Here is an 18,620-nt window from a genome sequence, read left to right on the forward strand (position 1 = left end):
TACACCAATGAGGGGAACGTCAGTGAATCTGCGCGCTCTCACCAGGGGAGACGCCGCCGTCGCCGGTGCGGCCGTATTGCTCCTGATTTCGTCCTTCCTGCCCTACCGGAAGATCGACTGCGGCTCGTTCTGCGGCAACGTCGACTCGTCCGCCAACGCCTGGGAGTCGGACTTCTTCCCGGTCCTCCAGTCGGTCTACCTGCTCGGCATCATCGGTGCCGTGCTGATCCTGCTCTTCCGCTTCCAGAAGGCGACCCTGGGCACCAAGGAGATCGTCGGTCTCCGCCTGGACCAGTGGGGCACCGCCGCGGTCGTCATCGCCGTGTGGGACGTCCTGTGGTCGCTCGGTGGCGGCCCGGACGCCCTGAAGATCGGCATCGGCGCCTGGCTCGCCCTGATCTCGCTGCTCGTCATGGGCGGCGTCGTCATCGCCGGTTCGGCCCTGCCCGCCCTGAACGCCCCGCTCGCCGCGGCCGGCCCGGCCGTCGGCCAGCAGCAGTACCCGGCGTACGGCGCGCAGCAGCAGGCCGCCCCCGGTGCCTACGGCTACCCGGGCACCCAGCAGCAGCCGTTCCCCGGCCAGCCGCAGCCCGAGCAGGGCGTCCCCGGCCAGCAGCAGCAGCCGTTCGGCCAGCAGCAGCAGCAGCAGCCGCAGCCGGCCGCGGGCGGCTACGGCTACCCGCAGGCCGCCCAGCAGCAGGCCCCGGCGCCGTCCGCGGCCGCCGCGGCCGCCGCCCCGCTGCCGACCGCGGTCCAGCCCGCCATCCAGGACCAGGTCCCGGCCCAGTCCGCTGCCCCGTTCTCGCCGTTCTGGTTCGCCGTCCCGGCCGTCCGCCAGCTCGGCAACAAGGACAACCCGGCCGCCCCGCCGGTCGGCGAGCTCGTCCCCGGCACCTGGTACCTCGCCGTCGACCAGCGCGGCACCGCCCTGGTCGCCCAGCTCCCCGACGGCACCCACGGCATCCTGAACGACACCAACGGCATCCAGCGCGGCTGACACCCCGCCCCGCCACCCGCGAAAGGCCCGCCCCTCCCCGGGGCGGGCCTTTCCGCTTCCCCCCTCACCTTCACCGCGCGCCGACACATCCCACGCCCCGACAGGCCGCGCGGGGGTGGACCATACACCCTTCGCACTAATGGGCTGCCCGTTCCTGAACAGCAAAGAAGCCCCGCCCGGACGGTTCCGGACGGGGCCTCTCAGGTGCTGCTACGAGCCGCAGATACGGGCCACGGTGGGCTTGCAGTCGGGGCAGACCAGTAGGTGACTGCGGGCCGCTCAGCCGTCCTCCGGTGCCCGCAGGGGCCTCGTCAGGGCCCGTAGCACCGCACAGGCAGCAGGCTCGGGGGTCGCTGTCCTCGGGGGTGCTGGTCGTGTCGCTCATACCGCCATCGCCTCTCGCATGTCCGTCTCGGACTCGGCCACGTCCGGCAGGTCCGCCACCGCGGCGAACATGGCGACACGGCGGCGTCGCCGAGCGGCGGGGGTATCGCGGCGCTTCTCCGCGTCGGCCTTTCGGCGGAGCCAGGCTGTCTGCTGCTGCTCGGCCCGCTCGGCGCGGATCGCGCGCTGTTCGGTCGCGGGGGTCTGCTCCCCCTGCTCGACCCATCCGCCGACCCGGAACGGGAGGGGCATGGGCGGCATGGTGCGGGTCAGGTGGTGCAGGTGGATCGGCCGGTGCCACCCGCAGACCCGTACAGGCGCGGGCGCCGGAAGCTCTGTACGAGCAGTTGGCGGGCATTCCTCGGGCTCGGATCAGGCGGGGAGGCTGGGCACCGCGCCGCCGGATCGACCCCTTGGAGACGCTGGCCGATCACTACGGCCTGTCCCGCCCGACCGTCCGCCAGGCCGTCGCCCTCCTCGAACAGCAAGGATGGGTGTCGGTGCACCACCCGCGAGGGACGCTCGTCGCCGGGCAGTCGCCCAAAGAGTAGAGGCACGGACCGGCAAGGGCCCCGTCCGCCACTGCTCGTGCGGACGGGGCCGGAACGTGCCTATGCCGGGTCGGGGCGGTACAACACGAACCCTCGGGCAGGGGTGCCGCCCACCAACGGGGCGATGGGCAGTTCCGGGTCCGCCGGCTCACTGGCCGTCGGTACCGGAAGGCCCCGGAAGTGCTCAACCACCTCGGCGTACCGAGGGTCAGTCCACTCGTTCACGGGTGTACCTCCTTCTCCTGCCGGAGGATACCGACCGTCGGCACCGGCGGCAGGTGGTCAGTCCTTCCGCGGCGAGGGGAGCGGCTGCGGGGTCGGCATGGGCTGGATCGGGGTGTTGTTGCATGGCGAGTGCGCGCAGTTCGCCGCCACGGACACCAGGCCGGCATCCGTCGGAGCCCGCCAGAGGCCCGTGTCCACCTCGAACCCGGCCGCGCCGATGGCCCGCACGGTCCTGTTCATCACGTCCGGGTCGTGGTTGTCCGGGTCGTACCCCGGGTAGTGGTGGACGAACTCCCCGAACTGCGCGCACAGGGCGGCGTACGGGGCAGTGTGCAGGATCAGGGCGTGCCACCCCTCGTCCACGGTCCGGCTCGGGGCCATCGGGAGCCCCGGGTTCATCGCGGCCGTGACGGTGAACTTGATGCCCTCGCCAGTGATCCGGCGGGCTGTTTCCACGTCCATGCCGGGGTTGCTGTCCAGCACGGTGCCCACCACGCTGTCGTACGTCGCGGCGGGCAGCAGGTTGCGCGGGTTGCTGTCGGGGAAGAGCCCGGGGCCGGTGTCGCCCGGCGGACGCTCGGTCGGAGTGCTCATACTGGTGTCTCCTTCACAACGTGCGGTTTCCGAACGCCTGTTGACGTCCGGGCCGTGCGGTGTTGCGGGAACCCCCGGTCCGGCCGATGACCTGCCACGGATGACGGCCGGACCGGGGCTGTGCCGACCCGCCCCGGCGGTGTTCCCTTTCCGTCCGCCGGGACGGGAGTTGCCGAACTCGGGCGCACCCCAGCGACCCGGGTTTCGGCACCGCTCGGGGAAACCGGGCGGGGTCTGCGTGTTGCCAGTCCGACTGCCGGGATCACCGGCCCTTGCGTTCGAACTCGGCCGCCTTCTGGTTGCTCCGGCCGGCCGACTGGATCGAGCCCTTCGCGCTGTAGCCGTCGTCGTGGCTGTCGCGGTCGTCGGCGGCTTGGACGGGCCCCGCCCCGGTCGGCCCCGGACGTACTGCCGTCGGGTGTACCAGTCCGGCCCGAACGCGACCGCGACCATGCAGAGGGCCACCGCCACGAACACCCGTCCCCAACGCCGTACCGGGTCGGGGTCGAGCGCCGCCAGAACGACCGGAGAGACCGGCACCGCACCGACCACCACCGCCAGGGCGCTGTCCGCGAGGACCCGCCGGCTCAGCCCGTTCACGCCGCAGGCTCCGAACGGTGCGGACGCTTCGGCCGGGAGCACCGGCAAGCATCCCGACTGACCAGGGGCCGCGCGCCGACCTGCGCGTTCAACCTCGGGTCGTCGTCGGACAACGGGCTACGACCGACCGCCTGTGCGGCGTCCCGCCACTGTCGGCGGAGCTGATCAGCCGTGAGATGCATAAGGCACCGCCTCGAATCGCGCACGCTTTGTGACGGCCAGTCACTGAACTAGTCCAGCATGTTGAGCAGCCTAGTTCTCCCGCAACGGTTTCGAGTGAACTAGTCTACTCCAAGGGGGACTTGCCCCCGCGAGCGACGGTGAGGACACATGTCTGCTGGGACTTCGAAAACCTGGTCGGTCATCGCGGACCACTACCGGCAGCGCATCCTGTCGGGCGAGCTTGAACCCGGCTCCAAGCTCCCCAGCAACAAGGAGATCTCCGGGCGCTGGAACGTCGCGGTTGCGACAGTGAGTCGCGCGCTGCAACACCTTCAGGTGGAGGGCTACCTTCGAACGTCCCCACGTGGAACCTTCGTTGCAGACGACCCCCGCGTGACAGCCAGCAGTCGGGACCGGCTCGAACGGGTCCAGCGCGTGCGTTCCAGTCTGATGGACGGTGAAACCAGTCGCGTAACGGCCGCAGACCTTGTGACTCCCCCGCTATACGTGGCCGACCTGTTCGATCTGGAACACGGGGCCCAACTGATCCGACGCGAGTACATCGCAGGCCGAGGCAGATCGCGGACCCTCTTCGCGGTGTCGTGGTACCCCGCCCACTTCGCCGCGCTGGTTCCGGACTTGCTCAATACAGCCCCCGGGCGTAATGACGGAATCACGGCAAAGGTCCTCGAAGCCACTGGGCGGACCATTACGGCGGCCCGCGATGACATGCATGCGCGAGAGGCTGACCAGCGTGAAGCGGCAGCGCTGGCGGTTCCTGTCGGCAGTCCGATCCTCGCCCTTGTGCATCGCTGGTCGGACGATGAGGGCCTGATCGAGTACACAGAGGCATGCCTTCCGGCTCGATTCACGATCGGCTACGAGTACTCGCCCTGAGAACGCCGCGATGCAACGGAGCCCCGTCGCTCACACCCCGGATGGCAGGGCTCCGTCATCCCCGCGCGGCGAGCCTCAGCAACTCGACCGCCAGGACGCGCGGTATCGGCGGGCTCGGCACGGGGGCGACAGGTCGGAACCACCCGTACAGGCTCCAGAAACAGCAAAAGGCCCCACCCTGGCCACCCGGCGAGGGGGCAGGGTGGGGCAGTTGTTCAGTCCCAGACGATTCGCCGCCACTCGGTGGACACCACCTGTCGGCAGCGGAGGTTTGCCTCCTGCACCTCTGCGGCGGGCGAGTCCTTGAACACCTCGCACCAGTCGGGGCACCTGGTATCAGCGCGACCTGGTGCTCCAGCCGGACAGTGCGGTCTTGCTGGGGGACCGGCTGAGGAACGGGGGCGGCCACCGCTGATCATCGGTGTGTGAAGACTGAGGATCATGCGGTGGCCGCAGGTCACAGCGCAGACCCTGCCCGCTGGCAGGAGGCGTTCGAGGTCCTGATGTCCCGGATAGCAGGCCGGTTCGCACAGGTTGAACCCCGGCGCCGGGTGAGGGACTTGGTTTTGGGGCTGCTGTCGGACCTGCCGCACAAGAACTGCTGGAGCATCGCGGAGTGGGCCGGGGAGGCCACTCCAGGCGGCATGCAGCACCTGCTCGGCCGGGCCGAGTGGGATGCCGACCGGGTCCGCGCCGACGTGCGCGAGTACGTGCTGGAGCACCTGCACGACGAGGACGCGGTGCTGGTGGTCGACGAGACCGGGGACGTGAAGAAGGGCACGCACACCGTCGGTGTCCAGCGCCAGTACACCGGCACCGCCGGGAGGATCGAAAACGCCCAGGTCGCCGTCGTCCGCGCCGACGAACACGTGCACAACCCCGCCCCGGAGTCGCTGGTCCCGCTGTCTTGCGACGAGATCCAGCGCCTGTTCATAACGCTCATCGTCCGGCCGGTCCACGACGCAGCCCACCGACTGCGCTGGTCCGACTGGCGACGCGTCCATCAAGTCCGGTCCCGCACCAGCCACTACCGGCGACAAGCCGCGTCCCCGACATGAAGATCACGATCTACGGCTGGAGTACTAGCAGCAGTCGTCCGCCGCCAGTCCGCCCGGCAGTTCCTCGCCGCCGAAGACGCTGACCGTGGCGTGGTCGCCGCCGAGGGCGGCGACGGCGAGGAGGAGGGCGCCGGCGGTCCAGGTGGTGCGTTCCTCGGGCCAGATCGCGTGGTCCTCGTAGACGTAGCCGGTCCAGTAGGAGCCGTCGTGGTGGCGGAGGTGCTGGATCCAGCGGAGGATCTCGACGGCCCGGTCGGACTGGCCGGCGGCCCAGAGGGCGAGGGCGAGTTCGGCGCTCTCGCCGCCGGTGACCCAGGGCCGGTCGCTGACGCAGCGGACGCCGAGGCCGGGGACGACGAAGCGGTCCCAGTCGGCGTCGAGGCGGCGGGTGGCGGCGTCGCCGCGCAGGGCGGTGCCGAGGACGGGGTAGTACCAGTCCATGGAGTAGCGGTCCTTGTCGAGGAACCGCTCGGGGTGGCGGGCGATGGCGTGCCGGAGGCGTCCGGTGGCGAGTTCCCAGTCGGGTTGCGGCCGGTCGAGATGGTCGGCGACGGCGAGTCCGCAGCGCAGGGCGTGCAGGATCGAGCAGGAGCCGGTGAGCAGGGCGTCCTCGGCGGCCGCGCCGTTCTCGTCCTGGCGCCAGGCGATCGCGCCGCCGGGCAGGCTGAGCCGGACGGTGTGGTCGAGGGCGCGGCTGACGGTGGGCCAGATCCGTTCGAGGAAGCGGTCGTCGCCGGTGGCGAGGTGGTGGTGCCAGGCGCCGACGGCGACGTACGCGCAGAAGTTGGTCTCGCGGGCCAGGTCGGTGGCGGTGCCGTCGGCGGTGCCGGGCTGCCCGTAGGCGTAGGCGGCGTACCAGGAGCCGTCGGGGTTCTGCCGGTCGGCGAGCCAGCGGTAGGCGGCTTCGGCGGCGGCGTGTTCGCCGGCGGTGTCGAGGGCCATCGCGGCCTCGGTGTGGTCCCAGGGGTCGAGGTGGCCGCCGTGGAACCAGGGGATGGCGCCGTCGGGCTGCTGGTGGGCGAGGATCGAGCGGACGGTGTCGGCGGCCTGCGCGGCGTCCAGGACGCCGTCGAGCAGCAGGGCGGCGGGGACGGCGGCCGTCACGCGCCGGCCCCGGGCCGCTGGGGCTTGCTCGCGTAGACCACGAAGGACTTGCCGAGGACGGGGTTGAGGGCCTTCTCGGCGGCCTTGGTGAGGGTGGAGATGACCGGGGTGCCGACGATGTCCCAGACCAGCAGCTGGTGGTAGGCGCGGACCGGCAGCGCCTTGTCGTTGTTCACGCCGACCGCGCACTTGATCCACCAGTACGGGGAGTGCAGGGCGTGCGCGTGGTGGCTGCCGTACGGGGTGAGGCCGGCTTCGCGGACCTTGTCGACGAGTTCGTCGCCCTTGTAGATCCGGATGTGGCCGCCCTCGACCTCGTGGTACTCGTCGGAGAGCGCCCAGCAGATCTTCTCCGGCAGGTAGCGGGGCACGGTGACGGCGAGCAGCCCGCCGGGCTTGAGGACGCGGACCATCTCGGCGAGCACGCCCTTGTCGTCGGGGATGTGCTCCATCACCTCGGAGATGATGATCTTGTCGAAGGTGTCGTCGTCGAAGGGCAGGTTGAGCGCGTCGCCCTCCATCGCGGTGGCGCTGGCCCCGGCGGGGGCCTCGCCGGCCTGTTCCATGGCGGCGAACCACCTGCGGACCTCGGCGATCTCCTCGGCGTTCCGGTCGAGGGCGACCACGTTGGCGCCGCGCCGGTAGCACTCGAACGCGTGCCGGCCGCCGCCGCAGCCCAGGTCGAGCACCCGGTCGCCGGGGGCGAGCGGGAAGCGGGAGAAGTCGACGGTCAGCACTGCGGGGCTCCCATTCGCGGAGGGGGTGGTACTGCGGGGTTGACGGCGCGTCAGCCGACGTAGCGCCAGCCGGGGCCGGAGCGGGCGGCGGCGCCGGCGCCGGTGGCGATCGCGGCCCGGTAGCGTTCGGCGGTGAGTTCGGCGGCCCGGGCCCAGGTGAACCGGGCCAGGACGCGTGCGCGTCCGGCGGCGCCGAGCCGTCCGCGCAGCGCGGGGTCGTCCAGCAGCCGGCCGAGGGCGGCGGCCAGCGCGTCGGCGTCGCCGGGCGGGACGGCCAGGCAGGTCTCGCCGTCGGGTCCGGCGACCTCGGGGATGGCGCCGCCGGTGGTGGCGACCAGCGGGGTGGCGGTGGCCATCGCCTCGGCGGCGGGCAGCGAGAAGCCCTCGTACAGCGAGGGGACGCAGGCGGCCTCGGCGGAGCGGTACAGGTCGACGAGTGCGGCGTCGGTCAGGCCGGTGCGGAACTCGATGTGCGCCTCCAGGCCGAACCGGCGGACCGCGTCGGCGACCGGGCCGTCCTCCTTCTGCGGCTTGCCGACCACGACCAGGTGGGCGTCCCGCTCGGTGCGGACCTTGGCGAGCGCCTCGACCAGGTGCACCAGGCCCTTGAGCGGGACGTCGGCGCTGGAGGTGGTGACGATCCGGCCGGGGATCCGGGCGACGGCGTCGGACGGCGACCAGAGCCGGGTGTCGGCGCCGATCGGGACGACCGAGACGGCGCCCGGGGCGGCGCCCAACTGCTCGGCGATCTCGGTCTTCGAGCTCTCCGAGACGGTGATGACGTGCTCCAGCCGGGCGGCGACCCGGCGCTGCATCCGAGTGAAGGCGTACCAGCGGCGCTTGCCGATCCGCTCCAGCCGGGTGCGGGCCGCGTCGAGCTCCAACTTCCGGTCCACGGTGACCGGGTGGTGCACGGTGGTGACCAGCGGGAAGCCGTGCCGGGCCAGGCCGAGCAGGCCGTAGCCGAGCGTCTGGTTGTCGTGGACGACGTCGTAGCGGCCCTTGTGCCGGGCCAGGAAGGCCCGGGCGCGCAGCGAGAAGGTCAGCGGCTCGGGGAAGCCGCCGGTGCGCATCACCGCGTACTCCAGCAGGTCCACCGGGCCGCGGAACTCGGCGGCGGCGGGGGTCCGGAACGGGTCGTCGGCGCGGTACAGGTCGAGGCTGGGCAGTTCGACCAGCCGGACCGAGCCGGGCCCCTCGACCTCGTCGAGCACCGGGTACGGCTGGGCGCCGATCACGTCGACGTGGTGGCCGAGGCGGGCCAGTTCGCGCGACAGGTGGCGCACGTACACGCCCTGGCCTCCGCAGAACGGGTCGCCGCGGTACGACAGCAGGGCGATCCGCAGCGGTGGCGGCGACACAGCGGTCATCCCCAGTCCCCTTCTCGGCTACTCACCGGGACCGGCGGCGGACAGCGGCCGCCGACCGGTAAAGTAGATCACGTTTCACAGCGGTGCGGGCTCGTCGTTGGAGAAAGTGAACAACGAGGGACCTCGAAGATTACCGGCCCGTAGCTTGTGGTCAGGAGCCCCGGCGGGTGATTCGCACCACGCCGCGCCGCCACCGCTCCCCGACCGCCCCGTCCCCCTCGACCGCCCCGCGCCCGCGCCCCTGGAGTGCCCGTTGGAGTGCCCGTGACCGCCCCCGCCGCCGGCGCCGCCGGCGGGCCGCTGACGCCGCGCCAGGCCGAGCGCCGCCGCGGCATCCTGCGGGCGGCCACCGCGCTGGCCGCCCGCGGCGGGTACGAGGCGGTGCAGATGCGCGAGGTCGCGGACGGCGCGCGGGTCGCGCTCGGCACCCTGTACCGGTACTTCCCGTCCAAGGTGCACCTGCTGGTCGCGGTGATGCGCGAACAGTTGGAGCGCCTGCACGAGCAGGTCCGGCGGCACCCGCCGACCGGCCCCGACCCGGCCGCCCGAGTCGCCGAGGCGCTCGCCGACGCCTTCCGCGCGCTGCAGCGCGAACCCCGACTGGCGGAGGCGATGGTGCGGGCGCTGTCCTTCGCGGACCGCTCGGTGGGCAGCGAGGTGGACGAGGTCGCCCAGGCGACCGGCGCCATCGTGCTGGCCGCCGCCCGACTGCCCGGACCGCCCACCGCCGAACAGCAGGCGGCGCTGCGGGTGGTCGGCCACACCTGGCACGCCACCTTGCTGGCCTGGCTCTCCGGGCGGGCCTCGCTGGCCGAGGTCCGGGCCGACCTGCACACCGCCGCCCGGCTGCTCGCCCCCGCCGGGCCGGGCCCCGCCGAGCGGCCGGAACTGGAACCCGTTCCACCACCTGCGGCCGGGGCCGGCCGCGCCGAGGGCTAGAGTCTTGGGGGCGCGGCCCGGCCCGACCGGGGCGCGCGACAACTTCACAACCGCCTCCGAGGCCGGGGGAAGCCGGTGCGATTCCGGCGCTGACCCGCAACCGTGAGCCGCCCCCGCACCGCCGGGGCGCGGCGCAGTCGGACTGCCCGGCCGGGGGCGAGCGGCCCTCATCCGTCGTGGGTCTACGGGCGAAAACCCGGGGTGCGCCCCGGCCCGCTGCGACCGCTCACCGAAAGGCTTCCCCTCCCCCATGCCGACCACCGCCCGCCTCGGCGCCACCGCGCTCGCCGCCGCCCTGCTGGCCGGCGCGGCCGCCGCGCCCGCGCTCGCCGACACCGCCTCCCCCTCCCCCGCTGCGTCGTCCGCCTCGTCGTCCGCCTCGCCGTCCCCGGGCGTGCCGGCCGGGCTGTACGGCAAGGGCGACCCGCAGTACGACGGGGTGTGGCGGCAGTCGCTGGCGCTGATCGCGCTCCGGCAGGAGAAGGTCGAGCCCGCCGACGCCGCCGTGCAGTGGCTGCTCGGCCAGCAGTGCGAGGACGGCGGCTGGCCGTCGTACCGGGCCGAGGGCACCCCGTGCACCCCCGCCACCGAGGACACCAACGCCACCTCGCTGGCCGTCCAGGCGCTCACCGCGCTCGGCGGCCACCAGCAGCCCGTCACCCGCGGCACCGACTGGCTGCGCGCCCAGCAGAACCAGGACGGCAGCTGGGCGTACAACCCGGGCGCGCCCGGCGACGCCAACTCCACCGCCGTGGTGCTGAACGGCCTGCTCGCGGCCGGCCTCGACCCGGCCACGGTCAGCGCCGGCGGCCACTCCGGGCGGGACGGCCTGGCCTCCTTCCAGCTCGGCTGCGCGAACGCCGCCGACCAGCGCGGCGCGTTCCTCTACCAGCCCGCCGAGGGCGTCCCGGCCGGCGCCAACACCATCGCCTCCGCGCAGGCCCTGCTGGCCGCCGCCGGCGGACACCTCCCGGTCACCACCACCGACCGCAAGGACACCCCGCCCAAGGCCCTCGCCTGCGCCGCCGGCCAGAACACCGGACCGGTCGCGCCCGCCGACTCCGCCGAGGCCGACGCCGCCTGGCTGACCGGCCGCCTCGCGGCCGGCGGCCAGCACCTGGTCGCCACCACCCCCGGCGCCGACACCACCACCCCCGACTACAACTCCACCGCCTGGACCGTCCTCGGCCTGGTCGCCTCCGGCCACCCCGCCGAAGCCGCCGGCGCCGCCGACTGGCTGGCCGGCAACGCCTACCCGTGGGCCGCCCAGGGCAAGAACGGCACCGACCCGGCCGCCACCGCCACCCTGGTGCTGACCGCCCGCGCCGCCAAGCTCGACCCGTACAACTTCGGCGGCGCCAACCTCGTCCAGCTGCTGCTCGACTCCGGCCCCAAGCCGAAGTCCGCCCCCGCCGCCGGCGACCCGCAGGCCACCCGCGCCCCCGGCGCCGCGATCACCGAACCCGACGAGAACAGCGGCTTCTCGGCCGGCTGGCTGATCGGCGTCGGCCTCCTCGCCGGCATCGGCGCCGGCCTCCTCCTCAGCCTCAACCGCCGCCGCCACAAGACCGCCCCGACCACCCCGGCCACCCCTCCCGCCGCCGAGGACGACCAGCCGGAGCAGGACCGATGACCCCCCGCCACCGCCCGGCCGGCACAGGAACCCCACTTCCGTCCACCCGCCCCGCCGCCCTGCCCCTCTCCCTGCTCGCCGCCCGCACGACCCTCCTCGGCCCCACCCGCGCGCCACGCCGACGCCCCGCCGTGGCGGGAACCCTGCTCCTCTCCCTGCTCGCCGCCTGCACGACCCTCCTCGGCCCCGCAGCCGGAGCCTCCTCCGCGGCCGACTACCGGTACTGGTCGTTCTGGAAGGGCGGTCCGGACGGCTGGGCGTACCAGCAGGTCGGGCCGGCCGGGAACGTGCCGGCGGACGGGGCGGTGGACGGCTGGCGGTTCGTGCTGAGCCCGGACGGCGGGCAGGACACGCCGCGTCCCGGCCCGGCGCCGGACTTCGCGGCGGTGTGCGGCGGCACGGCGGCCGCCGGCGGGCACAAGCGGGTCGCCGTGGTGCTGGACTTCGGCACCGCGCAGGACGCCCCGAGCGGTGAACAGCCGCCCGCCGCCCGCTCGTTGTGCGCCTCGGTGCCGACGGCGGCGAACTCCGCCGAGGTGCTGGCCGCAGTGGCCGCGCCGCTGCGCTACGACTCGGGCGCGATGCTGTGCGCGATCTCCGGCTACCCGCACGCGGGTTGCGGCGAGCAGGTCGCGGCCGGTGCCGGCGCGAAGGCCGCCGGCGGCAGTGGCGGTGGCGGTTCGGGTGACGGCGGCCCGGACCTCGGGCTGTTCGCCGGGGTCGGCGCGGTGGTCCTGCTGGGCGCGGGCGCGGTCTGGCAGGCCCGTCGCCGCCGCGCCCGCTGACCGTGTCCGTCCACCGCCTGTCCCGCGACCCGGTCGCCGACTCCCCTGCCGCGCAGGGCCGTTCGGCGGCCGCGCACAGTCGCGCGCTGCCCCGGCAGTTGCATCCGGGGGCGTGGTGGCTGTGGTCGCTGGGCCTGGCCGCGGCGGCCAGCCGGACCACCAATCCGCTGCTCCTGCTGCTGATCCTGGCGGTCGCGGGCTACGTGGTCGCGGCGCGCCGGGGCGACGCCCCCTGGTCGCGCTCGTACGCGGCGTTCCTCCGGCTGGGCCTGCTGGTGCTGGCTGCCCGGATGGTGCTGGCGGTGCTGCTGGGCTCGCCCGTCGGCGGCACCCACGTGCTGTTCACGCTGCCCCAGGTCCCGCTCCCCGCCTGGGCGCAGGGCGTCCGGCTGGGCGGCGCGGTGACGCTGGAGGGGGTGCTGTTCGCGCTGTACGAGGGCCTGCGGCTGGCGGTGCTGCTGGCCTGCGTGGGGGCGGCGAACGCGCTGGCCTCGCCGTCGCGGCTGCTGCGCTCGCTGCCGGGCGCGCTGTACGAGGCGGGCGTGGCGGTGGTGGTGGCGATGACCTTCGCGCCGAACCTGGTGGAGGACGTCCGACGGCTGCGGGCGGCGCGTCGGCTGCGCGGCCGGACCGACCGGGGCGTGCGGGCCGTGCTGTCGGTCGGACTGCCGGTGCTGGAGGGCGCGTTGGAGCGTTCGGTGGCGCTGGCCGCGGCGATGGACAGCCGGGGTTTCGGCCGGACCGCGCCCGTCCCGCGCCGGGTGGTGCGCACGGCCGGGGCGCTGACGCTGCTGGGGCTGCTGGCGGTGTGCTCGGCGACGTACGGGCTGCTCACCGCGGGCAGTCACCCGTGGGCGTTCCCGGTGCTGCTGGCGGGTGCGGGCGCGGCCGCGGGCGGCCTGGTGCTGGGCGGGCGGCGTTCGGTGCGGACCCGCTACCGGCCGGACCCGTGGGCGCTGCCGGAGTGGCTGACGGCGGCTTCGGGCGTGCTGGTCGCGGCCGCGCTGATCTGGTACTCGGGCCGCTGGCCGGGCGCGCTGGCGCCGAGCGTGGTGCCGCCGGTCGCGCCGACCCTGCCGCTGCTGCCCGCGCTGGCCGTGCTGCTCGGCCTGCTGCCCGCCTTCGCCACCCCCGAGCCGCCCCGGCCGCGCCCCTCCGCCTCCTCTTCTCCCTCTTCTCCCCGGAGCACCCGGTGATCACTTTCGAGCAGGTCGGCGTCCGGTACGCCGACGCGTCCGCGCCCGCCCTGTCCGGCGTCGACCTGACCGTCCCGGAGGGCGAGCTGTGCCTGCTGGTGGGGCCGTCCGGGGTCGGCAAGTCGACCCTGCTGGGGACGGTCTCCGGCCTGGTGCCGCACTCCACCGGCGGCACCCTGACCGGCCGGGTCACCGTCGCCGGGCGGGACACCCGCACCCACCGGCCGCGCGACCTGGCGGACGTGGTCGGCACGGTCGGGCAGGACCCGGCCGGGCACTTCGTCACCGACACCGTCGAGGAGGAACTCGCCTACGGCATGGAGTCGATGGGCCTGGCCCCGGCCGTGATGCGGCGCCGGGTCGAGGAGACCCTCGACCTGCTCGGCCTGGCCGACCTGCGCGGCCGCGCGCTCTCCGCGCTCTCCGGCGGGCAGCGCCAGCGGGTGGCGATCGGCTCGGTGCTGACCGTCCACCCGAAGGTGCTGGTGCTGGACGAGCCGACCTCGGCGCTCGACCCGGGCGCCGCCGAGGAGGTGCTGGCCGTCCTGCAGCGGCTGGTGCACGACCTGGGCACCACCGTCCTGCTGTCCGAGCACCGCCTGGAGCGGGTCGTCCAGTACGCCGACCGGGTGCTGCTGCTGCCCGGGCCCGGCGAGCCGCCGGTGCTCGGCGACCCGGCCGCGCTGATGGCCCGCTCGCCGGTCCGGCCGCCGGTGGTCGAGCTGGGCCTGCTCGCGGGCTGGACGCCGCTGCCGCTGACCGTCCGCGACGCCCGTCGCCGGGCGGCCGAACTGCGCGACCGGCTCCCGGCGCCCGCCCCCCGGCCGTCCCCGCCGCCCGCCCCGCCGGTCGCCACGGTCAGCCGGCTGGTGGTCTCGCGCGGCCCGGTCCCGGCCCTGCGCGGCGTCGAACTCGCCCTCGTCCCCGGGCAGATCACCGCCCTGATGGGGCGCAACGGCGCCGGCAAGTCCACCCTGCTCGGCAGCCTGGTCGGCCTGCACGCCCCCGACTCCGGCAGCGTCCGGGTCGGCGGCCTCACCCCGCACAAGGCCCGCCCCAAGCAGCTGATCCGCTCGGTCGGACTCGTCCCGCAGGACCCGCGCGACCTGCTGTACGCCGAGACCGTCGCCGAGGAGTGCGCCGCCGCCGACCACGACGCCGACGCCGCGCCCGGCACCTGCCGGGCCCTGCTCGCCGCCCTGCTGCCCGGCGTCGCCGACGACCGGCACCCCCGCGACCTCTCCGAGGGCCAGCGCCTCACCCTCGCGCTCGCCGTCGTGCTGACCGCCCGCCCGCCGCTCGTCCTGCTCGACGAGCCCACCCGCGGCCTGGACTACGCCGCCAAGGCCCGCCTAGTCGCCGTCCTGCGCGCGCTCGCCGACGACGGCCACGCCGTCCTGCTCGCCACCCACGACGTCGAACTCGCCGCCGAACTCGCCCACCGCACCGCCGTCCTCGCCGAGGGCGAGATCGTCGCCGACGGCCCCACCCCGGACGTCGTCCTCGCCTCCCCCACCTTCGCCCCGCAGACCGCGAAGATCCTCCCCCCGCACCTCACCGTCGCCGACGCCGCCACCGCCCTCGCGGCCCTCACCGCCGAGCCGCCCCGATGACCGACCCCCTCACCCCGCCCGCCCTCACCCCGCCCGCCCTCGGCCGACCCGTCCCGCTCGGGCGGCGCGCCGCGCTGCTCCTCGTCCTGGTCTCCGCGATCGGCGTCGCCGCGTTCGGCTGGCCGCTGCTCGCCGCCCGGGGCTCCGACCTGGTCGGCCACTCCGCCGACGCGCCGTGGCTGTTCGCCCTGCTGATGCCGCTGCTGCTGGCCGTCGCGGTCGCCCAGCTCGCCGCCGGCCGCGACGCCACCGGCGCGCCGGGCCTCGACGCCAAGGCCGTCGCCATGCTCGGCGTGCTCGCCGCGGCCGGCGCCGCCCTGCGGCCGCTCGGCGGCGGCACCGCGGGCCTGGAGCCGATGTTCTTCCTGATGGTGCTGGCCGGCCGGGCCCTCGGACCGGGCTTCGGCTTCGTCCTGGGCGCGCTCGCCATGTTCGCCTCCGGCCTGCTCACCGGCGGCGTCGGGCCCTGGCTGCCGTTCCAGATGCTCACCATGGGCTGGGTCTGCCTCGGCGCCGGCCTCCTCCCGGGCGCCGCCCGGCTGCGCGGCCGCGCCGAACTCCTGCTGCTGGCCGCCTACGGCATCGCCGCCTCCGTCGGCTACGGCACCGTGATGAACCTCCAGGGCTGGCCGTACATCAGCGGCCTCGGCCTCTCCCTCTCCTTCGTCCCCGGCGACCCGCTCCCCGCCAACCTCACCCGCTTCGCCGTCTACTGCCTCACCACCTCGCTCGGCTGGGACCTCTCCCGCGCCGCCCTCACCGCCGTCCTCTGCCTCAGCGTCGGCGGCCCCCTGCTGCGCACCCTCCGCCGCGCCACCCGCCGCGCCGCCTTCCGCTGACCCACGGCGAACGGGGCCGGCCTCCCCGAGACCGGCCCCGCCACCCGCTCCGCTACTCCTTCGGCCCGGTCTGCTGCACGACCTCGAACGACCACACCTCGGACCCGCTCGCCGCCGGCCGCGGCCGGTCCCCGCCGCCCTGGTGCGCCTGCTTCATCGGCCCCTCCATCCAGGCCCGGAACGACTCCTCGTCCCGCCACCGGGTGTACACCAGGTACTGGTCCGTCCCCTCCACCGGCCGCAGCAGCTCGAACCACTCGAACCCGTCCGACCCCTCCACCGCCCCGGCCCGCGACGCGAACCGCTGCTCCAGCACCTCCCGCTGCTCCGACGGGACCGTCAGCACGTTGATCTTCACTACGCTCATGCCGCCCATCCTCCCCCACCTCACACCACCCGTCCCGGTCAGCTCTACCCGTCCGCGAGTGTTACGAAGAGCTCGACCGTCTCCCTGCGGCGCGCCTCCCGCTCGCGCTGCCCGCACAGGCTGCCGGTGCGCCACGCCTCTCGGATCTGCGCGGAGGAGTCGTCCCCGCGCTGGTCGATCCGGTGTCGCCAGTCATCGAGCAGCGGTCCCAGTGGGCGCCCGCCCGGGCCGGCGGGCATGCCGCGCCCGGCACGAATGACCATAAAAGCGCATGTACCGGACGGGAAGCGGGCCGGGTCACGGGCGTCCCTGTTGCCCCGGGGAATGCTCCTGCATAATCACCCCGTTCGATTCCGACCCGAGGAGGACCGGCCCATGCCGGCAGAGCGCTGTCCCCGCTGCGGCACCGCACGCACGGCCGGCAGTTGCGCCTGCGGCGCCGCCTCCCCGGTCGAGGAGACCGCGGTCCTCCCGCACCTGGAGGGCCCGCCACTGGTCCGGCCGTACGTGGCCGGGACGCCCGTGGTGGAGGCCGGCGACCCGGCCGGCGACCCGTTCGCCACCCGGATCGCGCCGCCCGCGCCCAGCCCGCACGTCCCGCCCGCCGCGCCCGTCCCGCCGTCGGCCCCGGCGGCTCCGGTGCCCCCGGTCGCGGTGCCGACGTCCGCGGACCGGCCGCCCGCGGTGCAGCCGATCACCGGCCCGCCGAGCGCCCCGCCGCCGCAGCCGGGCCGTCCCCCGCGCGTCCCGCAGGCCGCCAGCCCGTTCGGGCCGGTGCAGCCGCACCCGGACGCCGCCGCGACCCAGTTGCTGCCGCCCGTGCCGCCCCAGCACGTCCCGCCCCGGCAGGCGCCCCCGCAAGCCGCGCCGGGCCGCTTCGTACCGACCCCGCCGCCGGACCAGTTCCCCGGCCAGTTCCCGGACCAGGCGGTGCCGCCGGTCGAGCAGACCATGCCGCTGCCCCGGGCCACCCCGTACGCGTCCCCGACGGCCGCCGCCTACCCGCCGGTGCCCGCCGCCGGATCGACCGAGGCGACCCAGCTGATCCAGCTCGACGGGTACGAGGACGGACCCGGAGACGGGTATGGGGACGAGCCGCCCGGCGGCGCGTCCGGGACCGACCTCGGCATGTTCACCTTCCGCGAGGACGGCGAGGCCGGCCGGGCCGACCGGCGGGAGCGGCGGCGGCAGAGCGCGGACCGCCGCCGGCTGGTGATCGCGGGCGGTGCGGTCGGGGTGACGGCGCTGGGCGCGACCCTGGCGATGCTGCTGTCCTCGTCGTCGACCTCCGGGGTCGACCGGGCGCTGCCCGCGCCGACCGGTCCGGCGGTGTCCGCGCCGGCCGAGGTGTCGCCGAGCCCGGCCGAGACCTCGCCGGCCGCCGCGTCGTCCGCCCCGGCGGAGCCGAGCCCGTCGCCGACCCGGACCACGGCCCGGCCGACCCAGGCGGTGACCAGCAAGGCCCCGGCGGTGCCGACCAACCAGGCGCCGGTGGCGGTGGCGCCGAGCACCTCGGCGGCCGCGCCGTCGCCCAGCCCCACCCCCTCGTTCGTTCCCGGCCGGGTTCTGCGGCTCGGCGACACCGGGCCGGAGGTCGTCGCGATGCAGCGCCTGCTGATGGCCTACAACTGCAACAACATCGGACCGCTCGACCAGAACCGCACCGACCTCACCAACCAGCCGGGCTTCGGCAGTTGGACGCTGAGCGTGCTGAGCAGCTTCCAGCAGGACCAGAAGCAGGCCCACAACCTGCGCGGCTTCCAGCCCGGGACGTACGACGCCCCCACCCAGGAGGCCCTGCAGAGCGCGGCGCCGAAGCACAACTGCTGACCCCGCCAAGCCGGTTCAGCCGGTGGCTGCCTTGAACAGGCTCCACCCGGCCAGCACCAGCATCGCCAGCGCGGCGACCCGCACGATGACCTTCATCGGCACGTACCGGAGCAGTTTCTGCCCGCCGACGATGGCGAGGCCGCCGACCGCGCAGAGCGCGAGCCAGGCACCGAGGCCGACGGCCACCGGGTCGTCGTACTTGGCGGCGAGGTTGGCGGTCATGATCTGGGTGAGGTCGCCGAACTCGGCGACCGCGACGATGGCGAAGCTGGTGCCGGCCACCTTCCAGAACGAGTCGTCGGCGGGTTCCCGGCCTTCGGCGCCGTCGTCCTCCTCGTCGTCCTGGTGCCAGAGCAGCATGGCGGCGCCGCCGAGGAACAGCAGGCCGGTGATGCCCTCGACCCAGCGCTGCGGGAGCAGCGCGAGCAGGCCGCCGGCGACCAGCGCGAGGCCGACCTGGAGGGCGAACGCGGCGGCGATGCCGGCGAAGACGTAGCCCGCCCGGTACTTGGTGCCCAGGACGAGGCTGGCCAGCGCGGTCTTGTCCGGGAGTTCGGCGAGGAAGACGATGCCGAAGGTCAGCGCGGCGACGGTCGGGGCGTTCATCGGTGGCGCGGGGCCTCTCCGGGTCGGGGACGCCGCCGCTCGGCGGCACCGCCCGTCGGTCACCGCGGGACGGCCGCGGCCCGCTGGAAAAGCTACCGGACGCACCGGGCCTTTCCGGCGCACGCCACCGCGG

Annotated in this window: 19 protein-coding genes; 11 read left to right on the forward strand and 8 right to left on the reverse strand. The window is 74.8% G+C overall.

Annotated features, from left to right (window positions below):
* Positions 1-76: 76 nt before the first annotated feature.
* Positions 77-997 carry a hypothetical protein gene (locus KSE_RS11820; RefSeq protein ID WP_051055189.1) on the forward strand — a complete coding sequence of 307 codons (921 nt, stop codon included), beginning with the start codon at positions 77-79 and terminating at the stop codon, positions 995-997.
* 381 nt (positions 998-1,378) lie between these two features.
* Here the strand turns inward: KSE_RS11820 and KSE_RS43240 are convergent, their stop codons facing one another.
* Complete coding sequence (locus KSE_RS43240; RefSeq protein ID WP_014135545.1) at positions 1,379-1,633, reverse strand: hypothetical protein; 255 nt, start codon at positions 1,631-1,633, stop codon at positions 1,379-1,381.
* 95 nt (positions 1,634-1,728) lie between these two features.
* Here KSE_RS43240 and KSE_RS44565 point away from each other — a divergent pair, with 95 nt between their 5' ends.
* A complete protein-coding gene (locus KSE_RS44565; protein WP_014135546.1) occupies positions 1,729-1,932 on the forward strand; it encodes a GntR family transcriptional regulator in 204 nt (67 codons plus the stop codon).
* Positions 1,933-2,214: 282 nt separating this feature from the next.
* On the opposite strand, the gene KSE_RS11830 is transcribed toward KSE_RS44565, so the two are convergent.
* The gene (locus KSE_RS11830) at positions 2,215-2,751 is read right to left on the reverse strand and encodes a glycine-rich domain-containing protein (protein ID WP_014135547.1); all 537 of its coding nucleotides are present in this window, start codon (positions 2,749-2,751) and stop codon (positions 2,215-2,217) included.
* 930 nt (positions 2,752-3,681) lie between these two features.
* Here KSE_RS11830 and KSE_RS11835 point away from each other — a divergent pair.
* Both KSE_RS11835 and KSE_RS39930 read left to right on the forward strand, forming a co-directional pair.
* Positions 3,682-4,410, forward strand: coding sequence for a GntR family transcriptional regulator (locus tag KSE_RS11835; protein WP_014135549.1), 729 nt, complete (start codon positions 3,682-3,684; stop codon positions 4,408-4,410).
* A gap of 446 nt (positions 4,411-4,856) precedes the next feature.
* Complete coding sequence (locus KSE_RS39930; protein WP_014135550.1) at positions 4,857-5,468, forward strand: IS701 family transposase; 612 nt, start codon at positions 4,857-4,859, stop codon at positions 5,466-5,468.
* A gap of 24 nt (positions 5,469-5,492) precedes the next feature.
* Here KSE_RS39930 and KSE_RS11845 read toward each other — a convergent pair whose 3' ends face one another.
* From KSE_RS11845 to KSE_RS11855, 3 genes are read right to left on the reverse strand one after another with little or no spacing between them, the layout of a single operon-like run.
* A complete protein-coding gene (locus tag KSE_RS11845) occupies positions 5,493-6,572 on the reverse strand; it encodes a prenyltransferase/squalene oxidase repeat-containing protein (protein WP_014135551.1) in 1,080 nt (359 codons plus the stop codon).
* Entirely contained in the window at positions 6,569-7,309 is a 741-nt protein-coding gene (locus KSE_RS11850) for a class I SAM-dependent methyltransferase (protein ID WP_014135552.1), read from the reverse strand. Before KSE_RS11850 ends, KSE_RS11845 begins: the two co-directional genes overlap by 4 nt.
* 50 nt (positions 7,310-7,359) lie before the next feature.
* Positions 7,360-8,679 (reverse strand): glycosyltransferase family 4 protein, encoded by a 1,320-nt coding sequence (locus tag KSE_RS11855; RefSeq protein ID WP_033258058.1) that lies wholly within the window; start codon positions 8,677-8,679, stop codon positions 7,360-7,362.
* 264 nt (positions 8,680-8,943) lie between these two features.
* Between KSE_RS11855 and KSE_RS11860 the strand changes: the two genes are divergently transcribed.
* The 6 genes from KSE_RS11860 (at position 8,944) to KSE_RS11885 (ending at position 15,684) form a co-directional block, all read left to right on the forward strand.
* Positions 8,944-9,618, forward strand: a complete 675-nt coding sequence (locus tag KSE_RS11860; RefSeq protein ID WP_014135554.1) for a TetR family transcriptional regulator — start codon at positions 8,944-8,946, stop codon at positions 9,616-9,618.
* A gap of 250 nt (positions 9,619-9,868) precedes the next feature.
* On the forward strand, positions 9,869-11,251 hold the full coding sequence (locus KSE_RS45765; RefSeq protein ID WP_014135555.1) for a prenyltransferase/squalene oxidase repeat-containing protein: 1,383 nt from the start codon (positions 9,869-9,871) through the stop codon (positions 11,249-11,251).
* Positions 11,248-12,036, forward strand: a complete 789-nt coding sequence (locus KSE_RS11870) for an SCO2322 family protein (protein WP_014135556.1) — start codon at positions 11,248-11,250, stop codon at positions 12,034-12,036. The genes KSE_RS45765 and KSE_RS11870 overlap by 4 nt, the downstream gene beginning before the upstream one ends.
* 2 nt (positions 12,037-12,038) lie before the next feature.
* A complete protein-coding gene (locus KSE_RS11875; RefSeq protein WP_014135557.1) occupies positions 12,039-13,232 on the forward strand; it encodes an energy-coupling factor transporter transmembrane component T in 1,194 nt (397 codons plus the stop codon).
* On the forward strand, positions 13,229-14,845 hold the full coding sequence (locus KSE_RS11880) for an ABC transporter ATP-binding protein (RefSeq protein WP_014135558.1): 1,617 nt from the start codon (positions 13,229-13,231) through the stop codon (positions 14,843-14,845). Before KSE_RS11875 ends, KSE_RS11880 begins: the two co-directional genes overlap by 4 nt.
* Positions 14,842-15,684 (forward strand): ECF transporter S component, encoded by an 843-nt coding sequence (locus KSE_RS11885; RefSeq protein ID WP_014135559.1) that lies wholly within the window; start codon positions 14,842-14,844, stop codon positions 15,682-15,684. The genes KSE_RS11880 and KSE_RS11885 overlap by 4 nt, the downstream gene beginning before the upstream one ends.
* A 52-nt stretch (positions 15,685-15,736) precedes the next feature.
* Here the strand turns inward: KSE_RS11885 and KSE_RS11890 are convergent, their stop codons facing one another.
* Positions 15,737-16,051 carry an antibiotic biosynthesis monooxygenase family protein gene (locus KSE_RS11890; RefSeq protein ID WP_014135560.1) on the reverse strand — a complete coding sequence of 105 codons (315 nt, stop codon included), beginning with the start codon at positions 16,049-16,051 and terminating at the stop codon, positions 15,737-15,739.
* Positions 16,052-16,095: 44 nt separating this feature from the next.
* The gene (locus KSE_RS11895) at positions 16,096-16,314 is read right to left on the reverse strand and encodes a hypothetical protein (RefSeq protein ID WP_014135561.1); all 219 of its coding nucleotides are present in this window, start codon (positions 16,312-16,314) and stop codon (positions 16,096-16,098) included.
* A gap of 112 nt (positions 16,315-16,426) precedes the next feature.
* On the opposite strand from KSE_RS11895, the gene KSE_RS11900 reads away from it, so the two are divergent.
* Positions 16,427-17,881, forward strand: coding sequence for a hypothetical protein (locus KSE_RS11900; RefSeq protein WP_014135562.1), 1,455 nt, complete (start codon positions 16,427-16,429; stop codon positions 17,879-17,881).
* A gap of 15 nt (positions 17,882-17,896) precedes the next feature.
* Here the strand turns inward: KSE_RS11900 and KSE_RS11905 are convergent, their stop codons facing one another.
* The gene (locus KSE_RS11905; RefSeq protein WP_014135563.1) at positions 17,897-18,487 is read right to left on the reverse strand and encodes a TMEM165/GDT1 family protein; all 591 of its coding nucleotides are present in this window, start codon (positions 18,485-18,487) and stop codon (positions 17,897-17,899) included.
* Positions 18,488-18,620: the final 133 nt, after the last annotated feature.

The sequence above is a fragment of the Kitasatospora setae KM-6054 genome, from assembly GCF_000269985.1.
Classification (GTDB): Bacteria; Actinomycetota; Actinomycetes; order Streptomycetales; family Streptomycetaceae; genus Kitasatospora; species Kitasatospora setae.

Coding starts and splice junctions, on each gene's coding strand:
- KSE_RS11830 (WP_014135547.1), bottom strand. CDS start 2,751: ATGAGCACTCCGACCGAGCGTCCGCCGGGCGACACCGGCCCCGGGCTC.
- KSE_RS45765 (WP_014135555.1), top strand. CDS start 9,869: ATGCCGACCACCGCCCGCCTCGGCGCCACCGCGCTCGCCGCCGCCCTG.
- KSE_RS11885 (WP_014135559.1), top strand. CDS start 14,842: ATGACCGACCCCCTCACCCCGCCCGCCCTCACCCCGCCCGCCCTCGGC.
- KSE_RS11855 (WP_033258058.1), bottom strand. CDS start 8,679: ATGACCGCTGTGTCGCCGCCACCGCTGCGGATCGCCCTGCTGTCGTAC.
- KSE_RS11835 (WP_014135549.1), top strand. CDS start 3,682: ATGTCTGCTGGGACTTCGAAAACCTGGTCGGTCATCGCGGACCACTAC.
- KSE_RS11905 (WP_014135563.1), bottom strand. CDS start 18,487: ATGAACGCCCCGACCGTCGCCGCGCTGACCTTCGGCATCGTCTTCCTC.
- KSE_RS43240 (WP_014135545.1), bottom strand. CDS start 1,633: ATGCCCCTCCCGTTCCGGGTCGGCGGATGGGTCGAGCAGGGGGAGCAG.
- KSE_RS11900 (WP_014135562.1), top strand. CDS start 16,427: ATGCCGGCAGAGCGCTGTCCCCGCTGCGGCACCGCACGCACGGCCGGC.
- KSE_RS11870 (WP_014135556.1), top strand. CDS start 11,248: ATGACCCCCCGCCACCGCCCGGCCGGCACAGGAACCCCACTTCCGTCC.
- KSE_RS11890 (WP_014135560.1), bottom strand. CDS start 16,051: ATGAGCGTAGTGAAGATCAACGTGCTGACGGTCCCGTCGGAGCAGCGG.
- KSE_RS11895 (WP_014135561.1), bottom strand. CDS start 16,314: ATGGTCATTCGTGCCGGGCGCGGCATGCCCGCCGGCCCGGGCGGGCGC.